This is a genomic window from Thermodesulfovibrio aggregans, assembly GCF_001514535.1.
GTDB lineage: Bacteria > Nitrospirota > Thermodesulfovibrionia > Thermodesulfovibrionales > Thermodesulfovibrionaceae > Thermodesulfovibrio > Thermodesulfovibrio aggregans.
Genome location: NZ_BCNO01000001.1, coordinates 822,063 through 842,639, shown reverse-complemented (window position 1 = coordinate 842,639; position 20,577 = coordinate 822,063). Strand labels below are relative to the sequence as shown.

Genomic DNA, 20,577 nt, shown 5'->3' with positions numbered 1-20,577 from the left:
ATATGATCGACTTAAATACAGTGCCTTCTCTGCCAGGCGTTTATATATTTAAAGACAGCAGAGGAAAGGTTCTTTATGTTGGAAAAGCGAAAAGTCTTAAAAACAGACTGAGAAGTTATTTTCATGGCAATATTGACCAAAGAAAAGCAAAAATGGTTCAGCTCGTAAAAGACCTCTCCTACATCGTCACATCAAGTGAGTATGAAGCCCTTGTACTTGAGGCAAATCTCATAAAAGAGCATAGACCACCTTATAACATTTTATTGAGAGATGATAAAAACTATCCCTATTTAAGAATAACAATTACTGAAGAGTGGCCACGAGTAGAGGTGGTAAGAAAACCAAAAAGAGATGGAAACTTATATTTTGGTCCCTATATCCCAGCTCAATCAATGTGGGAAGCTCTATCTTTTATCAGAAAAAACTTTCAAGTAAGAACCTGTAAATATAGCTTAAATAAGCCAATGCGACCCTGTGTTCAGTATCAGATGAAAAGATGCCCTGCTCCCTGTGCTGGGTTTATCAGTAGAGAAGACTACATGAAAGGGGTTAATGAGGTTATTTTATTTTTGAAAGGCAAAAAAACTGAACTGCTTGATAGATTGTATGAAAGAATGCAAAAACTCTCTCATGAACTCAAATTTGAAGAAGCTGCTATAGTTAGAGATCAGATAAAAAAACTTGAAAAAATATTTTCTCAACAGAGAGTTGTATCTCAGAAGATTGAAGATATGGATGTGCTGACTTTTTATCAGGAAGACTCTAAAATCTCAGTCAATGTTCTTTTTGTGAGAGACGGACTTCTAATTGGCTCAAGAGACTGGATTATTAAGAAATCTATTTATGAAAATCGGGATGAACTTCTCAACTCAGTTATTGAAGCACTTTATCTTAAGGAATCTTTAATTCCTCCATCTGAGATCATTCTTGAAAATCTGCCTCAAAACCATGAACATCTTGAACTCTGGCTTAAAGAAAAAAGAGGAAGTGATGTTATTATCAGAACTCCTTTAATACAGGAAGAAAAGGAACTTCTTGAGATGTCTTTAAATAATGCAAGAATTCATCTGAAATCAAAGAGTTCGCCTGTAGAAATTGCCCTTGAAGAGTTAAAACAAAGACTCAGTCTTGATGAAACTCCATCAAAAATTGGTGCTTTTGATGTATCAACTCTTTTTGGAACTTATTCTGTTGGAAGTTTTATCTACTGGGAAGATGGAAACTTTAATAAAAGCTTTTACAGACATTTAAAAATCAAGGAAACTCACGGAATTGACGACTACTCTGCAATGAAAGAGATTGTTTTAAGAATAGTAAGGAAGTTTAATGCTCAGGAAGGCTTACCAGCGCCTGATTTAATTCTGATTGATGGTGGTCTTGGACATCTAAACACTGCATTAAAAGTCATAAAAGAATTAAACGAAGAAATTCCCTGCTTTGCCATTGCAAAAGAACCTGACAGACTTATTTTTCCTGATAGAAAAGAGATACTTCTTGAAGACAAAAAACCCTCTTCTCTTTTACTAAAGAAGATAAGAAACGAGGCTCACAGATTTGCCATTTCCTATCATAAAAAACTAAGAAAAAAAGCAACCTTTCAATCAGTTCTTGAAAAAATCCCAGGAGTTGGTAAAAAAAGAAGACTTACTCTCCTGAAACACTTTGGTAGCATTGAAAAGATAAAATCTGCATCTGCAGAGGAGATAGCAAGTCTTCAGGGATTTAATCTTAAGCTCGCAGAAAAAATTATTGAACAACTTAATAAGACATCCCACCCTGACGGGTGATCCAAAGTTCAAGGTTAAAGGTTCAAGGTTTGAGGTTTAGGGTTCTATTTAGAATTTCCTGGGCAAGCTCTTTGTATGCGATAGCCCCTTGAGCATCAGGTGCATAAAAAATAGCAGGCAGTCCATTCATGGAAGCTTCAGCAAGTGCTATGTTTCTCGGTATACAGGTCTCAAAAGTTTTTGAGCGAAAAACTTTTTTTATATCTTCTGCAATTGTTCTACTTAAATTAAGATGCCTGCTGAACATGGTAAGAAGAATTCCTTCAAGCTCTAGTGCTTCATTGAAGTTACCTTTTATTCTCCATAAAAGCTTAATAAATATTCTCAGAGCTTCCAGAGCAAATTGTTCACATTGAACAGGAATTATTACAGAGTCTGACGCAACAAGGGCACACAGGGTAAGAAACGAAAAAGAAGGAGGACAGTCAATAAAAATATAATCAAACTCATCTTTACAGCAATCAAGCAAAAATTTCAGTCTTTTTTCTCTCTCTTCAGTTTCAAATATCTCAAGTTCTGCCATGAATAAATCAATTCGTGAGGGAATTACATAGAGATTTTCTATTGGCTGAATTAATACCTCCTGCAATATAGCTTTGCCTGCGTAAAGTTCATATAATCCTTTGATTTTCTCTCCATTTTTTCTCATTCCCAAACCAAAGGTAAGACTTGCCTGAGGGTCTGAATCAATGACCAGAACTTTTTTACCTTTTACTGCCAGAGAAGCTGAAAGATTTATAGCTGTTGTTGTTTTACCAACACCGCCTTTCTGACTGGCTATTGCTATAATTTTACCCATTTATCTCAATTTGAACTTTGAATAACCCGAAGAGCTCTTGAACTTTCATATTTTTCAAGATAAAAATACACCAAAGTTTTTTAATTTTTCAATAAGTTTGTCTCTTGCCTCTTGTAGTGAAGCTTTTACTCTATAACCTGCTGCATTTTTATGACCACCACCACCAAATTCTACTGCTATCACACTTACATCAATATCTCCTTTAGAACGAAGACTTACTTTTACTAAATCTTTTTCTATTTCTCTGAAAAGAGCTGAAAGTTTAACATCTTTTAAAATTCTCAAAAACTCCACAAACCTTTCAGTATCTGACTCGGTTGTTTCTGTTTCTTTAAAGTCTTCTTTACTTATCAAAGCTGTTGCCACTGGAGGAGTTATTTCTACTTTGTTTAGCATTTTTACAAAGAGTTTAAATCTGTTTTCACTCCATGATTCAAAACTTTGTTGATAAATATATGAAGGTTTAGCTCCGAATTTTACCAATTCTGATGCTATTGACAAAACCTCTTCTGAAGTATTGTCAAACTGAAAATTACCAGTATCTACAATTATTGCCGTATAAAGATTTGTAGCAATTTGAGGTGTTATTTTGCCACTCATTGCTTTTATAAGATAGTAAATCATTATACCTGTTGCTGCAGCCTGAGGTTCAATCCATTTTATTGAGATGGACTCTCTGTTTCTCTCACTCTCAATATGATGGTCAATAATTAATTTGAGACTGAATGATGAAGTAAGTTCTTTAAGTTCTTTCCTGTAGCTAACTCTTGAAATACTATTACAGTCAACCAATACTAAAACAGAGTCAGGATTAAGTACATGGGGATTAAAACTTTCAATATTATTAATAAGCTCGATGCCTGGAAGAAATTGATATTGCACTGGAGGTGGTTCTGCATAAATTTCTGCTTTTTTATTGAATTGTTCAAGTAAAAACTTCAAAGCAATTGCTGAACCAAAGGCATCACCATCAGGAGTTGTATGGGTAAGTATTATAAAAAAATTGTTACTTGCAATCGTATCAATCAACTCCTTAGGTGGTTTCAAACCTCCTCCTCCGCCCTGCGGGCAATTCAACTGCCCTACGGGCAATTCAAAGTTCAAGGTTCAACAGGCTTTTTTATTTCTTTTAAAAGTTGATCAATTCTAAATCCACGCTCAATGGATTCATCAAAAACAAATTCAAAAGTGGGTATTATCTTTATTCTGAGTCTTTTAGCAATCTCACTTCTAATAAATCCTTTTGCTTCATTCAAAATTTGTAAAGTAAACTCTCTTTCCTCTGATTTAAGAACAGAGATAAAGACTTTAGCCTGCCTTAAGTCATCAGAAAGCTCAACATCAGTTACTGTAATAAACCCCAGTCTGGGATCTTTTATTTTATGTAAAATTATCTGAGCTACTTCTTCCCTTAATAGAATCCCCAGTCTTTGAGATCTTTTGTAAGGATGCATTTTAAAATCCTTTTACTGGAATTTTCTCAAGGACATAGTTTTCAAGAATATCTCCCTCTTTAAAGTCATTGAAATTTTCTATTGTTAAACCACATTCATAACCAGCCTGAACCTCTCTTACATCTTCTTTAAATCTTTTAAGTGAACTTATTTTACTCTCATAAATCACTATATTGTCTCTTATAACCCTTATTCCATCACTTGCTCTTGATATTACTCCATTTAAAACATAGCAACCTGCAACTGTTCCAATCTTTGAAATCTTAAATACTGCTCTTACTTCTGCTCTACCTATAACCTTTTCTTTAACTTCCGGTTCAAGCATTCCCTGTAGAGCTTTCTTCACATCATCAACTACTTCATAAATAATGCTATAAAGCTTTATTTCTACTCCAAGCTGTTCAGCCAATTCCTGAGCTTTAACTTCTGGGCGAACATTAAAACCTATTATTATTGCATTTGTAGTAGCTGCAAGATTTACATCAGACTCTGTTATACCTCCCACAGCTGTATGCAATACTTTAACCTTAACTTCAGGGTGAGTTATATCTTCTACTGCTTTTTTCAATGCTTCAATTGAACCCTGAACATCACCTTTTATAATCAGGTTAAGTTCCTTAACCTCTCCTTCTTTGATTTTTTCATATAAATCCTGTAATGTTAGTTTTTGAGCTTTCTGCATCTCTGCAAGTCTCTTTTTCTGTGCCCTTGCATTAGCTATCTGGCGAGCTATCTTTTCATCTTCAACAACTGTGAAACTGTCTCCTGCTTGAGGCACTTCTTCAAAACCTACAACTTCAACAGGTGTAGAAGGTGGAGCTTCATTAATTCTTTTACCTGTATCATCAATCAATGCTCTTACTTTTCCATAGGTTGTACCTGCAACAAAGGCATCTCCAACTCTGAGAGTTCCATTCTGAACAATAACAGTTGCTACAGGTCCACGACCCTTATCAAGTCTTGATTCAATTATAGTACCTCTTGCAGGTTTATTTGGATTTGCCTTAAGCTCCATTATCTCTGCCTGAAGAAGAATCATCTCAAGTAAGTCTTCTATTCCTATTCTCTTTTTTGCTGATATATCCACAAATATATTCTGCCCACCCCATTCCTCAGGAATAATACCGTAGTCACTAAGTTGAGTTCTTACTCTTTGGGGATTTGCCTCTGGTTTGTCTATTTTGTTTACAGCAACTACTATTGGAACACCAGCTGCTTTTGCATGATTTATTGCTTCAATTGTCTGTGGCATTACTCCATCATCAGCGGCCACTACAAGAACCACAATATCAGTAACTTTTGCTCCCCTTGCTCTCAAAGCTGTAAAAGCTTCATGCCCAGGTGTGTCGAGAAAAGTAATGTCTTTACCTTTAAGAGTCACCTTATAGGCACCTATATGCTGCGTTATCCCTCCTGCTTCCTGTTCTGTCACCTTTGTCTTTCTTATTGCGTCAAGAAGTGAGGTTTTGCCGTGGTCAACATGTCCCATAACAGTTACAATTGGAGGTCTTGGCTGAAGAAGTTCTGGAGCATCCTCTGTTTCTTCAATTACATCAATCTCTTCAGTCTGCGAAAGCTCTACTTTAACTCCAAAACTTTCTGCTACAAGTTGTGCAGCATCTAAATCAACAGGCTGATTAATCGTGGGCATGTATCCAAGTTCCATAAATTTCTTTATTACGTCAGATACTTTCTGCCCGATTAGTTCTGCAAACTCTTTAACTGTTGTTCCTTCCTCGATCTTTATAGACTTCTTTCTTGGAGCAGTTGAAGGAGTTTGAACTGGTTCTTCCTTTTTAATTTTGTTCTTAGCTTTCTTTTGGTCCTTAATGTCAAGCCACTTTTTTGGTTCTAACTTCTTAGGGGGGATTTTGGTTGTAATAGGTTTTGGCTTTATTTTTTCAATTTTTTCAAATGATATCTCTCTTCTAAATCTACCTGGAAGATGCAGTTCTTCTTCATATTTTTCTTCTTCAATAATTTTAGATGTTACTTCAACTTTTGGCTCTACTTCCTCTTTTTTTTCAACTTCTTCTATTTTTTCTTCTTTTACTTCCTCAATTTTCACTTCCTCAATCTTTTCAGCCTTGACAGTTTCTATTTTCTCCTCCATTTTTTCTGATTCTTTATCCTTCTTGAAATGCTCTATTATCTTTTCAACTTCTTCAGGTTCTATGTTAATGTTTGTGGTTCTCTTCTTAAACTGAACATTTCTGAGGGTCTCAACAAATCTTACAATATCTGAAGGCTTTACCCCGAGTTCTCGTGCTAATTCTATGCTTTTAACTACTTTATCAGACATAAATTACTTCTTCCCCCCTTGTTTTTTAAATGACCTGTTTCTGAGTCAATAAAAAATGTTATCATAAATAATTAAGTATATGCAAATTGAAGGAGGGCAAAATGGCAAGCTGTTATGTATGTGGTAAGAAGAAAGTAGTAGGACATAATGTAAGTCATGCAAATAACAAAACAAAAAGATACTTTTTCCCAAATCTTCAAAAAATGAAAATTATAACTGAAAAAGGTCCAAGAAGAGTCCATGTCTGCACAAGATGTCTTCGTTCAGGATTAGTTAAAAAAGCAATTTAAAGATGGAAAAAATAGGAAAAATTTTGCCTTACTTACTCAATGATTTTGGTATAGATAGTGCTGTAACATTAAAATTTATAAGAAAAAAATGGGGTGAAATATTTGATTTTTCTATAACAGAACATACTTTTCCGAAGAATTTGAAAGATGGCATTCTTCAGGTAACTGTTAACTCTCATACATGGCTTGTTCAACTAAGTCTGTTAAAAGATGAGTTTATAAAAAAACTTTCTCCCTATGGGATAAAAGATGTGGAATTCTGTTTTGGAAGAATTTACAGGACTCAGAGAGTAAAGAATGAGGAAGATGAGCCCATGAGCTTAACACTACAGCAGCAGGAATGGCTAAAAAACATTACAGAAAATATAAAAGACAGCGAAATAAAGACAACTGCTGAAAGTATCTTAAAAAAATACCTGATCTATACAAATCAAATGCTAAAGAGACAAAATATAAGTTAAGGAGTTTAACATGTCAGAATTCAACTTTATTTTTAAAGAATACTCAGAAGAAGAAAGCAGAATTTATGAAAAAGCTATCAAAGAAATAATGGAGAATTTTAAAAATGGAATGCCCTTTCAGGATGCAGTTGATAAAGTAGAGGTAAAGGATCAACAACTGAAGGCTCTAATAGAGGATGACGCATTAAAAATACTTATTGCAGAGCTTGCTTATGTTGCAAAAATTCCTTTTGAAGAACTTGCTGAGATTTTAAAGCTTCCAATTGAGAGAATTAGGACAGCTAACCTGGAGATGCTTGAGGATGTTCAATTGACTCTTGATAATACTTTTAACAAAAATAGGAGAGGAAATGCTTAGGAAAGTAAGATTATATTCATTAAGCACATGCCCTGTATGTAAAAAAATAAAAGAGTTTTTAGATAAAAACTCTGTCGAATATGAACTAATTGAAGTTGATATACTTGAAAGCGGAGAACAGTGGCTTGCCTTAAAAGAATTGAAAAAGATCAATCCTCAGGAAACATTTCCAACATTGGTAGTTGAAAAAGCTGTAGTAGGGTTTGATGAAGCAACTCTTAAGGAAATACTTGAAATAAATTGATATGACTCCTGAAAAACTCTATGAAATTCTGGATAAATATGCCAAATCAAAAGGGCTTGAGTTAAACAAAGATAAAGATTTTGTTCTTGAGCTTATAAAGGGATTGCTGAAAAATGAGGAACGTTATGGATACAGATCATGTCCCTGTAGATTGGCTTCTGGAGATAAACAAAAAGATGCTGATATTATCTGCCCCTGTATATATAGTGTAGATGATATAAAAGAGTATGGAAGATGTTACTGCGGGCTTTATGTAAAAGAGGAATATAATCAGGGTAAAATTCCAGATAAAATAGTGCCAGAAAGAAGAAAAAAATGAAAAGGAGGTGATATAAAGTGATTTGGGAAGAACTTTTAACTCTTGAAGATATCAAAAAAGAATCTTACTATATTCAACATATTCTATGGGATTACGATCCAACAAAAATTATGGAACCTATAGTATTGCAGGAAGGTTCAAAAATTGTACGTAAAGAGCCTACAAAGGGCTACTGTTTTTATATTGAAACATCTGGTAAAAAACCAGAACTTTTTCTGATGATGCTCAAGAGTAACTGTTTTGGTGAAACTATAGCAAAAATTGAAGAAATACCAAATGAACTGCTCAGGGAAGCAATTGAAGAAAATAAAAGTAAAATAAAATTTGGGATATGTCCTATAAATGAAAAAATAAAAATATGGTTAAAAAAAGAATTCGGGTTAATGTAATTAATTTTAAATAGTCCAAAGTTCTTTAAAATTTTTGATGGTTATAAAATGTTTTGACCTTTTTTCCTTAGCTTTAGAGCTTGATATCGCTCTTAATATGGGAAATTTTATCCCTGAATTTTTAGCTGTATGAAGAATTTCCTCTGTATCATCTATAAAAACTGAATATTCTGGTTCAAAGAAAATCTTTTTTCTGAGTTCTTCCCAGAATTCAGGTTTTTCTTTTGGATATCCAATGTCAAATGATGTAAAAGTGCCATGAAAATATTTATCAAAACCTGTTTTCTTGAGCTTGAGTTCCATAACCCTATTGTGAGCATTTGTCAAAAGATAAACTTTTTTGCCATTTGAATTTACAAATCTTAAAAAATCCTCTGCATCTGGATGAGGATTGATAAGATGAGCTACCTCTTTTTTTAGTTGAAATATGTTTAATCCTGTTTTCATTGACCAGAAATCTATATCTGTCCAGTTAAGAGTGCCTTCCTCTGCTTTGTACATAGAAAAGAGTATTTTTTGAGCTTCATCAAAGCTTATCCCTTCCTTTTCAGCATATTTTTGAGGAACATAAATCTCCCAGAAATAGTCATCATAAAATTTATCCAGTATAGTTCCATCCATGTCTAAAAAAACTGTTTTTATTTCATTAAAAATTCTCATCTTCTGCTCCATACCAGGACATATCAATGTAAAACCTGGTTTTTTCATAAATTGTACGGAGAATGTTGCTTAAATCAAAAAACATCTCTTCATAAAACTGAAGATCCTTTAATTCCTCTAAAGATGCCGGATAGGAATAGACAATCTCATATTCTTCTGAAGGCACTAAATCTTTTCCGATAAATTCTTTTTTTACTAAAACCAAATCTAAATCAGGATATTCATTCACTATCTCATCAAAAAGCTCACTCACATTGTTGTATCCTTCAAGAAATGGAAGATTTATGACAACCTCAATTTCCACCATATTCTCAAAACTATCAGAATCCTGATTATCTTCATCTTCATCATAAAACATAGAATAACTTGTCTGATGAGCATTATAAGAAAAAGACACTGTAGCGTTTATTGGATAGGGAGGTTTAATTTCAGGTAAAGTCATCGAAAGTCTGCTTTCTTTATTTAATGAGTATTGTTCAATGAATGTAGACATTTCATAAACATCCATGTAATTCTTTGCTGCATCCATTATTCTCATCTGTAACTCTTCAAATCTTATCACTATTCCTCCTCAATAGTTGCCTTTAGTTTATATAACATTATACCATATAACGATGAAATTCTTTTAAAAGGAGGCTTGCTATGAAAGCTGGATATTTTGTTACAGGAACAGATACAGGTGTGGGAAAAACTATTGTTACAGCTGCCATACTGAGAAGTTTTATTAAAAAGGGGTTAAAAGTTGGAGCTATGAAGGTTATTGAAACTGGATGCATTAACAAAGATGGAATACTGCTACCAAGTGATGGAATGTTTTTAAGAGACATGGCTGAAATGAATGACTCTATTGATTTAATAACTCCAGTAAAGCTTGAAAATCCTCTAAGTCCTCTTGTTGCATCAAGACTTGAAAATATAGAAATTGATATAGACCAAATCTTTAAATCTTTTGAAGTTTTAAAGAAAAAATACGACTATATTTTAGTTGAAGGTGTTGGTGGATTAATGGTACCTCTCTTTAAACAGGAAAAAAAGAAAGTTAACTTTTATTTTGTAAGAGACCTGATTAAAGATTTAGAATTACCAGCAATAATAGTAACAAGACCAACTCTTGGCACAATTAATCATACACTTCTTACAGTTGAAGCACTAAAGAACAAGAAGATTCCTATCAAGGGATATATTATCAATTTTTCTGAATCTGCCAGAAATGATATTGCTGAAAAAACAAATCCTGAAATTTTAAGAGAACTACTTGATATACCCTGTCTTGGAGTGCTTCCATATCTAACAGAACTTAATAAAGACAAAATAGGAGAGACAGCTCTAAAACATATTGATATTGAGACATTGATTCAGTTGTAAAATTATTTAGACTCATTAACTGAGCCAAAATAAATATTTACAGGATTGTTATTTTCATCAAGAATTATAATCTTTGGTTTGTGTGATGGAATCTCATTTTCCATAAGATAACCATAGGAAAAAATAACAATCCTGTCTCCTACCTGAGCTTTTTTAGCAGCAGGTCCATTAAGTCCCACTATTTTTGAGCCTCTTGGAGCAGGGATAACATAGGTATCAAATCTCTCTCCATTATTCATATTGCTTATCCATACTCTCTCATAAGGCAATATTCCTGCAAGCTCAATTAACTCAGTATCAATGCTTATTGAGCCTTCGTAAAATAAATTTGTCTCTGTTACTTTTGCTAGATGCAGTTTTGCTCTTAAAAAACTTCTAAGCATTCTATTCTATTATCTTAGGAACTTTAAAAAATTTATCTGTAGCCTGAGGTGCATTTTTTAAAACTTCTTCTCTTGGTAAAGACTCTTTAACAACATCTTCCCTGAATACATTATTTAGTTCAATAACATGGGATGTCGGTTCTATTGCTTTTGTATCAATTTCATTCAATTTTTCAACATACTCAAGAATACGACTCAATTGATCTTGATAAAGCTCTATTTCTTTTTCTTCAAGTTCAAGTCTGCTAAGCATCGCAATATGTTTTACTTCTTCCTTTGAAATTTTCATCTCTACACCCTCTCTAAGTTTACAATTTTTGGGGCTAATTTTTTAACCCCTATTCCGGGAAAGTTAACAACAACCTTTAAATCCTCTCCTTCACCATAATAGTCCCTGACAACTCCAATCCCCCATGTTGGATGTTTAACCTTACATCCTATCACAAACGGAGGCTTAACCTTCGGTGTCTCAACCTCTTTTTTATGTGGCGTAAATGTAGAGTAATCCTTTCTAATACATGTACAGTATTCAGATGGGATGTCTTTGATAAAGCTGGATGGCTCTTGCTTTTGAACTTTTGAATAAAGCTTTCTCTGTTTTGCACTTGTAATAAACAGGAGATTCTTTGCCCTTGTCATTCCCACATAAAAAAGTCTTCTTTCTTCCTGTAATTCAAGAGGATCTTCAAGAGCCTTAAAGTATGGCAAAATCCCTTCTTCACATCCTGCTATAAAAACTACTGGAAACTCAAGCCCTTTTGCAGCATGAAGAGTTAACAGAGAAACTCCATTTTTCTTCCTTTCCCATGTATCAACGCTTGAAACGAGAGAAACTTTATCAAGAAATTCTTTTACAGAGACTTTTTCAGCCGAACTTAAAAGCTCAAGGACGTTCTGAATCCTATCTTCTTCAATTTCCTCAAGATATCCTGTAAGATTCAGTATGTCCTTTATCATCGATGCAGCATCTTGATAGTTCTTCTCAGAGAGTTCATCTATAATTATGGTAAAAGACAAAAGCTTTTCTTTTAAATTACTTGCAACAGAATCGTCTTTTATAATCCTCTTTATTGCTTCATATAGTGAAATCATATGTTTTTTAGCTTCATTTTCAATTTTCAGTAGAGCTCCAGCTCCTATCCCTCTTGGTGGAGTATTTATAATTCTTAAAAGGCTAACATTGTCCTCTTTGTTTAAAATAAAACGCATATAGGCAAGTACATCTTTTATCTCCTTGCGATGGTAAAAGCTAACTCCGCTTATCACCTGATAGGGAATTCCTTCTATGCGTAAAGCCTCTTCCAATGCTCTTGCCTGAAGAACTAATCTGTAAAGGATTGCAAAGTCTCTATATTCATACTCACCTTTTAGATAAAGTTCTTTAATTATTTTTGTAATATACTTTGCTTCTTCTTCCTCATTGCATAATTGACAGTAAAAAATTTTCTCTCCCCAATCCTTTTCTGTCCAAAGATTTTTTGGTTTTCTTAATGGATTTTTTGAAATCATAGCAGTAGAAGCCAGAATAATGTGCTTTGTAGAGCGATAATTCTGTTCAAGTTTGACTATCTTTGTCTGTGGAAAATCCCTTTCAAAATTCAAGATATTAAAAACGTTTGCTCCTCTGAATTTGTAAATACTCTGGTCATCATCTCCTACAGCACATATATTTTTGTGATATTTGCAAAGAAGTTGCAACAGTTCATACTGAGATTTATTTGTATCCTGAAATTCATCAACAAGTATATATCTAAATTGCTCAGAGTATCGTTTCAGTAAATCCTCGTTTTCACTAAATAATCTGATTACACAAAGAATCAAATCGTCAAAATCCAGAGCATTGCATTTTTGAAGTTCTGTCTGATAACGCATGTATATTCTACCAAGTCTTTCTTCAAATTCATATCCTTCGGTAGTTGAAATATAGTCTTCTGGAGTAATTAAGTTCGACTTTAAGTTACTTATCTTATTTACCACGCATTTACATAGAGCTTCGTGCATGTTTAAATCTTTAAGAATTCTCTTTATCAATCCTGCCTGATCGTCTTCATCGTAGATAACAAAATCTTTTTTGTAACCAATTCTTTCAATATGAGCCCGCAGGATTCTCACACATAAAGAGTGAAAAGTTCCTATCCAGGTATTTTTAAGACTTCCATTGCACATCTTAAAAATTCTTTCCTTCATTTCATCAGCTGCTTTGTTAGTAAATGTTACGGTAAAGATGGAAGAAGGGTGAAATCCCATTGCTTCTTTGAGATATGCATACTTATAAGTGATAACTCTAGTTTTACCACTTCCTGCTCCTGCAAGCACAAGAAGTGGACCTTCACAATAAAGAACTGCTTCTTGTTGGGCCGGATTTAAATCCGACAGAGGGAAATCTTTCATGGCTATAACCCCTCCTTACGCCTTAACCGCCCAAAGGGCGATTCAAAAACCCTAACGGGTGAATAAAATTTTAAATTCAAAGTTCAATTTATTCAACAGTAACACTTTTTGCAAGATTTCTTGGTTGATCCACGTCGCATCCTCTGAGAATTGCCACATGATAAGCAAGCAACTGAAGAGGAATACTGAAAAGCACTGTGTTAAGATAACTGTTTATTCCTTCCACATAGATAAATCTATCAGATAACTTTTTAAGTTTTTCTTCTTTACTGCTTGAAATGGTTATTATAAAACCATCTCTTGCCTTTATCTCTTCCATATTAGATAGTGTTTTTTCAAGATATAGATCATCGGAAACAATGAAAACAACCGGGAATCCCTCTTCCACAAGTGCGATTGGTCCATGTTTCATCTCACCGGCAGCATAACCTTCTGCATGAATATAGGAGATTTCTTTGAGTTTGAGAGCTCCTTCAAGGGCAACAGGATAGTTAAGCCCTCTTCCAAGATATAGAAAATTCGGTTTTTTGTAAACTTCCTTTGCAAGTTGATGAATTTTATCTTCAAGCTTTAAAGCCTTCTCTGCCATTGTTGGAAGATGAAAAAGCTTACTTAAGAAAATTTCGTTAATATCAGCTGGATTTGCTCTCTTTGCCTTGGAAAGAGCAAAAGTAAAAATATATAGAGCTACTATTTGAGAGGTAAAAGCCTTCGTTGATGCTACTCCTATTTCAGGTCCTGAGTGAGTATAGAAGACTCCATCAGCCTCACGGGATGCAGTACTTCCTACTACATTACAGATAGTAAGGGTTTTTACTCCCGATTTTTTAGCATACCTGAGTGCTGCAAGAGTATCTGCTGTTTCTCCAGACTGGGTTATGGCTATAAAGAGAGAGTCTCTCTCAAAAGGAACTTCTCTATATCTAAATTCAGAGGCAATATCAACCTCAACAGGTATTCTTGCTATTCTCTCAATCATGTATTTACCGATTAGACAGGCATGATAGGAAGTGCCGCAGGCAACAAGATATATCTTTTTTGTAAGGGCAAGTTCTTCATAGCTAATCCCAATTTCTTTATAGACTATTCTTGAACCATCGGGAAGAACTCTTCCTCTTATTGTATCTGCAATGGATCTTGGTTGCTCATGTATTTCTTTAAGCATAAAGTGTTTGTATCCACCTTTTTCAGCCATTGAAGCTGTCCATGTAATAGTTTGGGGCTTTTTCTTCTTCTCTTTGCCTTGTAAATCAAATATTTTAAAATCATCCTTTCTTAAGACAATTATTTCACCGTCATCAAGAAAAATTACTCTGTTACAGTGATTAAGGAAAGCTGGTACATCAGATGCGATGAATTTTTCATCATCCATCACTCCAACAACAAGAGGACTTTCCATTCTTACCCCGATAATCTTATCAGGCTCTTTTTCGTCAATTACTACCACTGCATAGGAACCTCTAAGTCTTTTAACTGCCTCTCTTACTGCTTCCTCAAGACTTAGGTCAGCTCTATATTTATTTATCAGGTGGGCAATAACTTCTGTATCAGTCTCAGAGGTAAATTTAAATCCTTCTTGCATTAGCTCTCTTTTAAGTTCAGAATAGTTTTCAATAATTCCATTGTGAACCAGAGCAATTCCACCTGAGCAATGAGGATGGGCATTTACATCTGAAGGTTTACCATGGGTTGCCCATCTTGTATGACCTATTGCAACAAAGGGTTTCTGATTGGAATTTAAAACTTGATGATTCTCATGTTCCAGAAGTTGTTCAAGATTTTTAATCTTTCCTTTGCATTTTACAACTTTTATTCTGCCATCAACAAAGTAGGCTATTCCTGCTGAGTCATAACCTCTGTATTCAAGCCTTTTTAGTCCATCAAGCACTATCTCAACAGCCCTTTTATCTCCTATATAACCAATTATGCCACACATTATTACTCCTCCCTCTTTTTCTTTGCCCAACCTTCAATATTTCTCTGGGGTGTTCTTGAAATTGCAAGAGCATCTTCTGGAACATCTTTTGTAATTGTAGAGCCTGCACCTATGTATGCACCTTTCCCAACTCTTACTGGTGCCACAAGCTGGGTGTCACTTCCTATAAATACTTCATCTTCTATAATAGTTTTATGCTTCTTTTTGCCATCGTAATTGCAGGTAATAGTACCTGCTCCGATGTTTACATTATTACCTACTTCTGCATCGCCAATATAACTAAGATGAGCAGCTTTTGTTGAATCTCCGATAACTGATTTTTTAACCTCTACAAAATTGCCAATTCTACATTCTTTCCCAATCACGCTTTCAGGTCTTATATGGGCAAAAGGACCTATTGTTGAACCTGATTTTATATTTGAACCTTCAATAACTGTACAATCCTTTATCTGAACTCTGTCCTCAATTATGCTGTTACGGATTCTTACTCCCTGATAGATAACGCAACTGTGTCCTATTTTGGTATCTCCTTCAAGTAAAACATTAGGATAAATTACTGTATCCTGCCCGATTTTAACAGAAGGAGATATCCAGACAGAGTCTGGATCATAAAAGGTAACACCCTTTGACATCAATTCCTTAACAACTCTATCTCTTAAGTACTTCATTGCAAATGAAAGTTCCTCACGAGTGTTAATTCCTATTAACTCATCTTCTTCTGCCATGCAGTACGCATCTACCTTATATCCTTTAGCCCTGGCTATCTCTACAATATCAGTTAAATAAAACTCTCCTTTACGGGGATTTTCTCTAATCTCTTTAATCAACTCCAAAACTTCTCTTTTAATAAGATAAACTCCACTGTTTGCTTCATCTGACTGAAGTTCAGAGTAATCAGTTATTTCAACAATTTTTTCCACCTCTCCCTTAGAGTTTCTTATAATTCTTCCATAAGAGTGTTCTCTCTTAGGATAAAAGGAAAGAACTGCCATATCAATAGAGTTTTCATCAAAAACTTTTACAAAATTAAGAAGTGTATCACTTTTTATTAAAGGTGTATCACCATTGAGAACAAGCACTTTTTCACTCTCTAAATGGGGTAAAGCAACTCCTAAAGCATGAGCTGTCCCTTTAGGTTCATCCTGAAAAACTGTCTTCACATTTTTATTTTTTAAATGCTCTATAACTTCATTTAAAGAAGGATTAACAACCACAAATACACTGGAAGGGTCTAACTCTTTAGCAGAATCTATAACATAATCTATGATTGGCTTATCAAAAATCCTGTGAAGCACCTTTGGCAGCTTGGACTTCATTCGAGTTCCCAATCCTGCTGCCAAAATCACTACATCCACTATTTATCACCTCTTATTATCTGGGGTGCTGCTATTCCACCAGAAAGAATAATTTTTATTCCCTCCTGAATTGGAACATTAGTGTGAATAACACTTTCTTCATCAAAAAGTACTACTTCTCCCAAATATAAATTATTTGTAGGAATGTAGACTGCAATAAGCTTTTTTTCTCTACCATTTTCTTCTAAAACACATTCCTTTGTCTGAAATCCAAAAACAAAACTACCCTTTCTTGGATACTCTACAATCACAAACTTCTGAAAAGAAGTCTTATTTTCAGGGGAAAAAGCATCTATTAGCTGTTTCAATGAAGAATAGAGACTTTTAAAAACAGGAATTTTTAAAAAGAGCAATTTCTCAATCTGATCCAAAAGTTTTTTACCAAATACATTGGTTGATATAACACCTATTACAAAAACTAGTACAAGTGCCGTAATAAATCCTAATCCGGCAATATGTCTACCAAAGATATAGTCATATATTGGTCCCAAAAAACCATCTATAATTTTAAAAAGCTGGATAAGTATAAAGATACTTATTGCTATAGGGATTGTTACTATTAGACCTGCAATAAATTTTCTCTTAAAAGTTAGTCTAATAGATGGTTCCATGATATATTTATGCCTTACTCATTGCCTCATCTGGAATGTCAAAGTTTGCATAAACATTTTGCACATCATCATGATCTTCCAATGCATCCATAAGTTTTAACATCTTTTCTGCATCTTCTCCTTCAATGGAAATGTAATTTTTAGGCAACATCGTAACCTCTGCTAAAGCAACATTTATACCAGCCTCTTCAAGACGACCCTTTACATCTCTTAGATTCTCCGGTGAGACAATTATTTCATAGTTTTCCTCTTTTGGATCATTTTTAACATCTTCAACACCTGCCTCAAGAGCAACTGATAAAAGAGTATCTTCATCTATGGTTTTTTTATCAACAAGTATATATCCTTTTTTCTCAAAAATCCATGAAACACATCCAGACTCACCAAGACTTCCACCATGTTTTGAAAGAATATGCCTTATTTCAGACACAGTTCTATTTTTATTGTCCGTCATTGCTTCAATTAAAAGTGCCACTCCTCCAGGACCATAGCCTTCATAAACCACCTCTTCATATGCAGCACCTCCAAGCTCTCCTGTGCCTTTCATTATTGCTCTTTTTATATTATCCATAGGCATATTAACTTCTCTTGCCTTTTCAATAGCTACTCTTAAGCGAGGATTTTTTTCGGGATCGCCTCCACCAAGACGTGCAGCTACCGAGATTTCTCTTACAAGCTTTGTAAAGATTTTTCCCTTTTTAGCATCTACTTGAGCTTTTTTATGCTTGATTTGTGCCCATTTGGAATGACCTGCCACAATAACCTCCCTGAGAAGGATGGAATATTTTTAATAATAATAAGATTTTCTAAGTTCTGTCAATTTTTTACCCCGTCCAGGACATTTAAAGCCTCAATAAATAAAGAATTTTTAACGCCTCCTACTGTAAGTTCTTTAACAAATAAACTTCTCTGCATCTTTACAAATTCAAATTTATCAACTTGAGCAATATTACATACTTCATCAATAAAATCAGAAATAATTGGAATCTCAAAAAAACCTTGCTCCTCTGTAATAAATTTTCTAAAAAAAGGACTGTTCTCACATTTAAAAAAGAGTCTTTCCACAATGTTTCTCTGAAAAACAAGATTCTGACGAAGTTCATAAAAATTCTCCTTAAGTATTGGATCTGTAAACTCACCGTTCCATACTGAAGGAGCATTATCATCAAATCCCTTACATGTCCGAAAAGCTCCTTTTTTTCTTTCCACTATTACAATGTCCTGTAGGTTCTCTGGAAAAGTAACTGAAAATGGAACAACACTACATTGAAGAGGTTTATTTTTATTATGTAATGAGCATAGGGCTTCTTTCAGCATTCTACATCTTTTCCTCAGGCGGTTTCCTGCAATAAAATCTCCGATTATGTAAAAACTTTTATACTTGATCGCAAAGTCTTCTATGTAAGCTTTATGAAAGTCATTAAAAGGATGCAGTTTCCTAAATCCTAATGTAATTGGAAAAATTTTATAAAATCTGTCGAGCTCTTTTAATGTAATAATTGTTGCTCCTCCGCAACAGGCAGAGGAGCATTGAATCATACATTGAAACTTAATCTGTTTTTTCACTTCTATAGAGTTTCATAACATCATCTCGTAAAACTACAGCCTGCAAGTCTGAAGGAAAACCACACTCTGATAAAAACTTTAAAATATTCTCTCTTCCACCTTCCTGTCTATCAACAAGAACAACCACTCTTTTCACAAAAACTCCTGCCTCTTTTAGTCTTGTTATAGCTTGAATTGTTGAACTTCCTGTTGTGATAACATCGTCAACAACAATGACGCTGTCTCCTGCTTTAATATTTCCTTCAATCCATTGCATTGTGCCATGTTCCTTAGCCTTCTTTCTTACCACAAAGGCTTCAATGGGATTGCCTTTCAGATAGGAGGTATAAGCTACTGCATAGGCAATTGGATCTGCTCCAAGAGTGAGTCCTCCAATACCTTTCACCCCGGAATCTTTAACCATGTCGTAAATAATATTCCCGATAAGATACATGCCCTCAGAAGAGAGTGTTACTCTTTTACAGTTAAAGTAATAATTACTCAAACCACCAGAAGTAAGGCGAAAAATAGGGGTTTCAGAATATTTAAATGCCTTTTCATAAATTAGCCTGATAAGTCTTTCCTTCATTTTTAATAGGTTCTTTCCTGTTTTTCAGACTCACAAATCTCTTTCACAGTGTCCTTTACAATTTTGCCATCTTCCCACACTTTTTCAGATACTTTCCTGCATTTTGTATAAGGATCTTTGTAGTAATAATCACTTACAGGCTCTGCTCTGTAATAGCCTCTTCCGTCTTCAGTTCTGTATTCAACTGGCTTACCACTCTGGTATGCTTCTCTTGAGGCGCGCGTTGAAATATCAGCAATAGTTGCACCAAATACAGCACCTAAAGCAGCTCCAATAACTCCACCACGCCAATGATTTTTTTTGTCAAGAAGTGCCCCAGCAACTCCACCAACAACCGCACCTGCACCAGCTCCTTCATAGTGAGACTGTTGCAACTGTCCACAGGCAACAGTAAAGATCATCAATACTGCTAACATTAAGGCCAAACCTCTCATTTTGAACCTCCTTTTTTTCTTTTATTCTACAATAAATGGCTCTAAAATTACTCTATTTCTTCCTGACTGTTTTGCTCTGTAAAGAGCTAAGTCTGCTTTCTGAATTATTTCGTCAACTGAAGATTCATCTTCACAAAAATATGTTGTGAATCCTATGCTTATTGTTATTTTAATTTTTTCTCCCTTGAATGTATAAAAATCGTTTTTTTCAACTTTTTCTCTAAAAGCTTCTAAAACTTCCATTGCAAGATTTTCATCAGTACCTGGCAAAAGAATACAGAACTCTTCACCTCCATATCTTCCCACCAATGCCCTATCAGGTAGACTACTATGAGCAAGATATATTAATTCCATTAAAACTTTGTCACCTGTTTGATGCCCAAATGTATCATTTATTTTTTTGAAAAAATCTATATCAAACATTGCTATGGTTAAAGGTTCTTTGTAAAGATTGCACCACTGAAGTTCTTCATTAATTCTTTCCATAAGAAAGCCTCTCTGATAAGCTCCTGTTAAAGGATCTTTTGTTAGAAGTCTGCTAAAATCCTTTTTAAGCTCTACAATCTCCTTTGCTTTATTTATTTTCATTAAAATCTCGCATTTCAAAAAAGGCTCTGTAACATAATCAAAAACTTCAAAATTGCAAATTCTTTTAATATTTTCAATAGTCTTCTTATTTTTCCTTCCAAGTATTAAAATAACTGGAATTTCTCTTAAAGAAGGAGCTCTGGTAATTTTTTCAAGCATTTTCCAGCAAACTCTTCCACAAACATCTAAAATAATTATATCAGGCTGTTTTTTATAAATTCTATCAATAGTTTCATTGTTTATGGGAGAAATAAACAGATTTTCCACTTCATCTCTTAGAAAATCAGACAACTTCCTAATATTTCTTTGTTTCCTTG

At 34.3% G+C, this 20,577-nt stretch carries 25 protein-coding genes; 8 read left to right on the top strand and 17 right to left on the bottom strand.

Annotated elements, in window-relative coordinates; all coding sequences use genetic code 11:
* The first annotated feature begins 2 nt into the window (after positions 1 to 2).
* Complete coding sequence (gene uvrC / locus TAGGR_RS04270) at positions 3 to 1,787, top strand: excinuclease ABC subunit UvrC (RefSeq protein ID WP_059176109.1); 1,785 nt, start codon at positions 3 to 5, stop codon at positions 1,785 to 1,787.
* A gap of 22 nt (positions 1,788 to 1,809) precedes the next feature.
* Here uvrC and TAGGR_RS04265 read toward each other — a convergent pair whose 3' ends face one another.
* The 4 genes from TAGGR_RS04265 to infB are packed head-to-tail and all read right to left on the bottom strand — an operon-like array spanning position 1,810 to position 6,342.
* Positions 1,810 to 2,586 carry a ParA family protein gene (locus TAGGR_RS04265; protein WP_059176108.1) on the bottom strand — a complete coding sequence of 259 codons (777 nt, stop codon included), beginning with the start codon at positions 2,584 to 2,586 and terminating at the stop codon, positions 1,810 to 1,812.
* A 54-nt stretch (positions 2,587 to 2,640) separates the two neighbouring features.
* Positions 2,641 to 3,633, bottom strand: a complete 993-nt coding sequence (locus tag TAGGR_RS04260; RefSeq protein ID WP_059176107.1) for a DHH family phosphoesterase — start codon at positions 3,631 to 3,633, stop codon at positions 2,641 to 2,643.
* Between the two features lie 53 nt (positions 3,634 to 3,686).
* Positions 3,687 to 4,040, bottom strand: a complete 354-nt coding sequence (gene rbfA / locus TAGGR_RS04255) for a 30S ribosome-binding factor RbfA (protein WP_059176106.1) — start codon at positions 4,038 to 4,040, stop codon at positions 3,687 to 3,689.
* A 1-nt stretch (position 4,041) separates the two neighbouring features.
* Positions 4,042 to 6,342 (bottom strand): translation initiation factor IF-2, encoded by a 2,301-nt coding sequence (infB, locus tag TAGGR_RS04250; protein ID WP_059176105.1) that lies wholly within the window; start codon positions 6,340 to 6,342, stop codon positions 4,042 to 4,044.
* A 101-nt stretch (positions 6,343 to 6,443) separates the two neighbouring features.
* Here infB and rpmB point away from each other — a divergent pair, with 101 nt between their 5' ends.
* Genes rpmB through TAGGR_RS04220 form a run of 6 tightly spaced genes read left to right on the top strand, consistent with a single transcriptional unit; the run spans position 6,444 to position 8,403 of the window.
* Positions 6,444 to 6,632, top strand: coding sequence for a 50S ribosomal protein L28 (gene rpmB, locus TAGGR_RS04245; protein ID WP_059176104.1), 189 nt, complete (start codon positions 6,444 to 6,446; stop codon positions 6,630 to 6,632).
* Positions 6,633 to 6,634: 2 nt separating this feature from the next.
* The gene (locus TAGGR_RS04240; RefSeq protein ID WP_059176103.1) at positions 6,635 to 7,093 is read left to right on the top strand and encodes a DciA family protein; all 459 of its coding nucleotides are present in this window, start codon (positions 6,635 to 6,637) and stop codon (positions 7,091 to 7,093) included.
* Positions 7,094 to 7,103: 10 nt separating this feature from the next.
* Entirely contained in the window at positions 7,104 to 7,451 is a 348-nt protein-coding gene (locus TAGGR_RS04235) for a hypothetical protein (RefSeq protein ID WP_059176102.1), read from the top strand.
* Positions 7,444 to 7,695: a glutaredoxin family protein gene (locus TAGGR_RS04230; RefSeq protein ID WP_059176101.1), complete on the top strand. Its 252-nt coding sequence runs from the start codon at positions 7,444 to 7,446 to the stop codon at positions 7,693 to 7,695. The genes TAGGR_RS04235 and TAGGR_RS04230 overlap by 8 nt, the downstream gene beginning before the upstream one ends.
* 1 nt (position 7,696) lies before the next feature.
* A complete protein-coding gene (locus TAGGR_RS04225; protein ID WP_059176100.1) occupies positions 7,697 to 8,014 on the top strand; it encodes a ferredoxin-thioredoxin reductase catalytic domain-containing protein in 318 nt (105 codons plus the stop codon).
* Positions 8,015 to 8,031: 17 nt separating this feature from the next.
* Positions 8,032 to 8,403: a DVU0772 family protein gene (locus TAGGR_RS04220; protein ID WP_059176099.1), complete on the top strand. Its 372-nt coding sequence runs from the start codon at positions 8,032 to 8,034 to the stop codon at positions 8,401 to 8,403.
* 6 nt (positions 8,404 to 8,409) lie between these two features.
* Here TAGGR_RS04220 and TAGGR_RS04215 read toward each other — a convergent pair whose 3' ends face one another.
* Complete coding sequence (locus tag TAGGR_RS04215) at positions 8,410 to 9,075, bottom strand: HAD-IA family hydrolase (RefSeq protein WP_161936174.1); 666 nt, start codon at positions 9,073 to 9,075, stop codon at positions 8,410 to 8,412.
* Entirely contained in the window at positions 9,050 to 9,625 is a 576-nt protein-coding gene (locus TAGGR_RS04210) for a hypothetical protein (RefSeq protein WP_059176097.1), read from the bottom strand. The genes TAGGR_RS04215 and TAGGR_RS04210 overlap by 26 nt, the downstream gene beginning before the upstream one ends.
* 80 nt (positions 9,626 to 9,705) lie before the next feature.
* Between TAGGR_RS04210 and bioD the strand changes: the two genes are divergently transcribed.
* Positions 9,706 to 10,428 (top strand): dethiobiotin synthase, encoded by a 723-nt coding sequence (gene bioD / locus TAGGR_RS04205; protein ID WP_059176096.1) that lies wholly within the window; start codon positions 9,706 to 9,708, stop codon positions 10,426 to 10,428.
* A 2-nt stretch (positions 10,429 to 10,430) separates the two neighbouring features.
* Here the strand turns inward: bioD and panD are convergent, their stop codons facing one another.
* From panD to TAGGR_RS10440, 11 genes are all read right to left on the bottom strand, one after another.
* Positions 10,431 to 10,811, bottom strand: a complete 381-nt coding sequence (panD, locus tag TAGGR_RS04200; RefSeq protein ID WP_059176095.1) for an aspartate 1-decarboxylase — start codon at positions 10,809 to 10,811, stop codon at positions 10,431 to 10,433.
* A 1-nt stretch (position 10,812) separates the two neighbouring features.
* A complete protein-coding gene (gatC, locus tag TAGGR_RS04195; protein ID WP_059176094.1) occupies positions 10,813 to 11,100 on the bottom strand; it encodes an Asp-tRNA(Asn)/Glu-tRNA(Gln) amidotransferase subunit GatC in 288 nt (95 codons plus the stop codon).
* A gap of 2 nt (positions 11,101 to 11,102) precedes the next feature.
* Complete coding sequence (locus tag TAGGR_RS04190; RefSeq protein ID WP_059176093.1) at positions 11,103 to 13,202, bottom strand: ATP-dependent helicase; 2,100 nt, start codon at positions 13,200 to 13,202, stop codon at positions 11,103 to 11,105.
* Between the two features lie 88 nt (positions 13,203 to 13,290).
* On the bottom strand, positions 13,291 to 15,138 hold the full coding sequence (glmS, locus tag TAGGR_RS04185) for a glutamine--fructose-6-phosphate transaminase (isomerizing) (RefSeq protein ID WP_059176092.1): 1,848 nt from the start codon (positions 15,136 to 15,138) through the stop codon (positions 13,291 to 13,293).
* Between the two features lie 2 nt (positions 15,139 to 15,140).
* Complete coding sequence (gene glmU / locus TAGGR_RS04180; protein ID WP_269083328.1) at positions 15,141 to 16,484, bottom strand: bifunctional UDP-N-acetylglucosamine diphosphorylase/glucosamine-1-phosphate N-acetyltransferase GlmU; 1,344 nt, start codon at positions 16,482 to 16,484, stop codon at positions 15,141 to 15,143.
* An 8-nt stretch (positions 16,485 to 16,492) separates the two neighbouring features.
* On the bottom strand, positions 16,493 to 17,104 hold the full coding sequence (locus TAGGR_RS04175; protein ID WP_059176090.1) for a DUF502 domain-containing protein: 612 nt from the start codon (positions 17,102 to 17,104) through the stop codon (positions 16,493 to 16,495).
* 7 nt (positions 17,105 to 17,111) lie between these two features.
* On the bottom strand, positions 17,112 to 17,861 hold the full coding sequence (locus TAGGR_RS04170; RefSeq protein WP_059176089.1) for a YebC/PmpR family DNA-binding transcriptional regulator: 750 nt from the start codon (positions 17,859 to 17,861) through the stop codon (positions 17,112 to 17,114).
* Positions 17,862 to 17,920: 59 nt separating this feature from the next.
* Complete coding sequence (locus TAGGR_RS04165) at positions 17,921 to 18,670, bottom strand: hypothetical protein (RefSeq protein WP_153000443.1); 750 nt, start codon at positions 18,668 to 18,670, stop codon at positions 17,921 to 17,923.
* Entirely contained in the window at positions 18,654 to 19,238 is a 585-nt protein-coding gene (gene pyrE / locus TAGGR_RS04160) for an orotate phosphoribosyltransferase (RefSeq protein WP_059176087.1), read from the bottom strand. Before pyrE ends, TAGGR_RS04165 begins: the two co-directional genes overlap by 17 nt.
* 2 nt (positions 19,239 to 19,240) lie before the next feature.
* Positions 19,241 to 19,672: a YMGG-like glycine zipper-containing protein gene (locus TAGGR_RS04155; RefSeq protein ID WP_059176086.1), complete on the bottom strand. Its 432-nt coding sequence runs from the start codon at positions 19,670 to 19,672 to the stop codon at positions 19,241 to 19,243.
* 21 nt (positions 19,673 to 19,693) lie between these two features.
* Entirely contained in the window at positions 19,694 to 20,551 is an 858-nt protein-coding gene (locus TAGGR_RS10440) for a diguanylate cyclase (protein WP_161936173.1), read from the bottom strand.
* Positions 20,552 to 20,577: the final 26 nt, after the last annotated feature.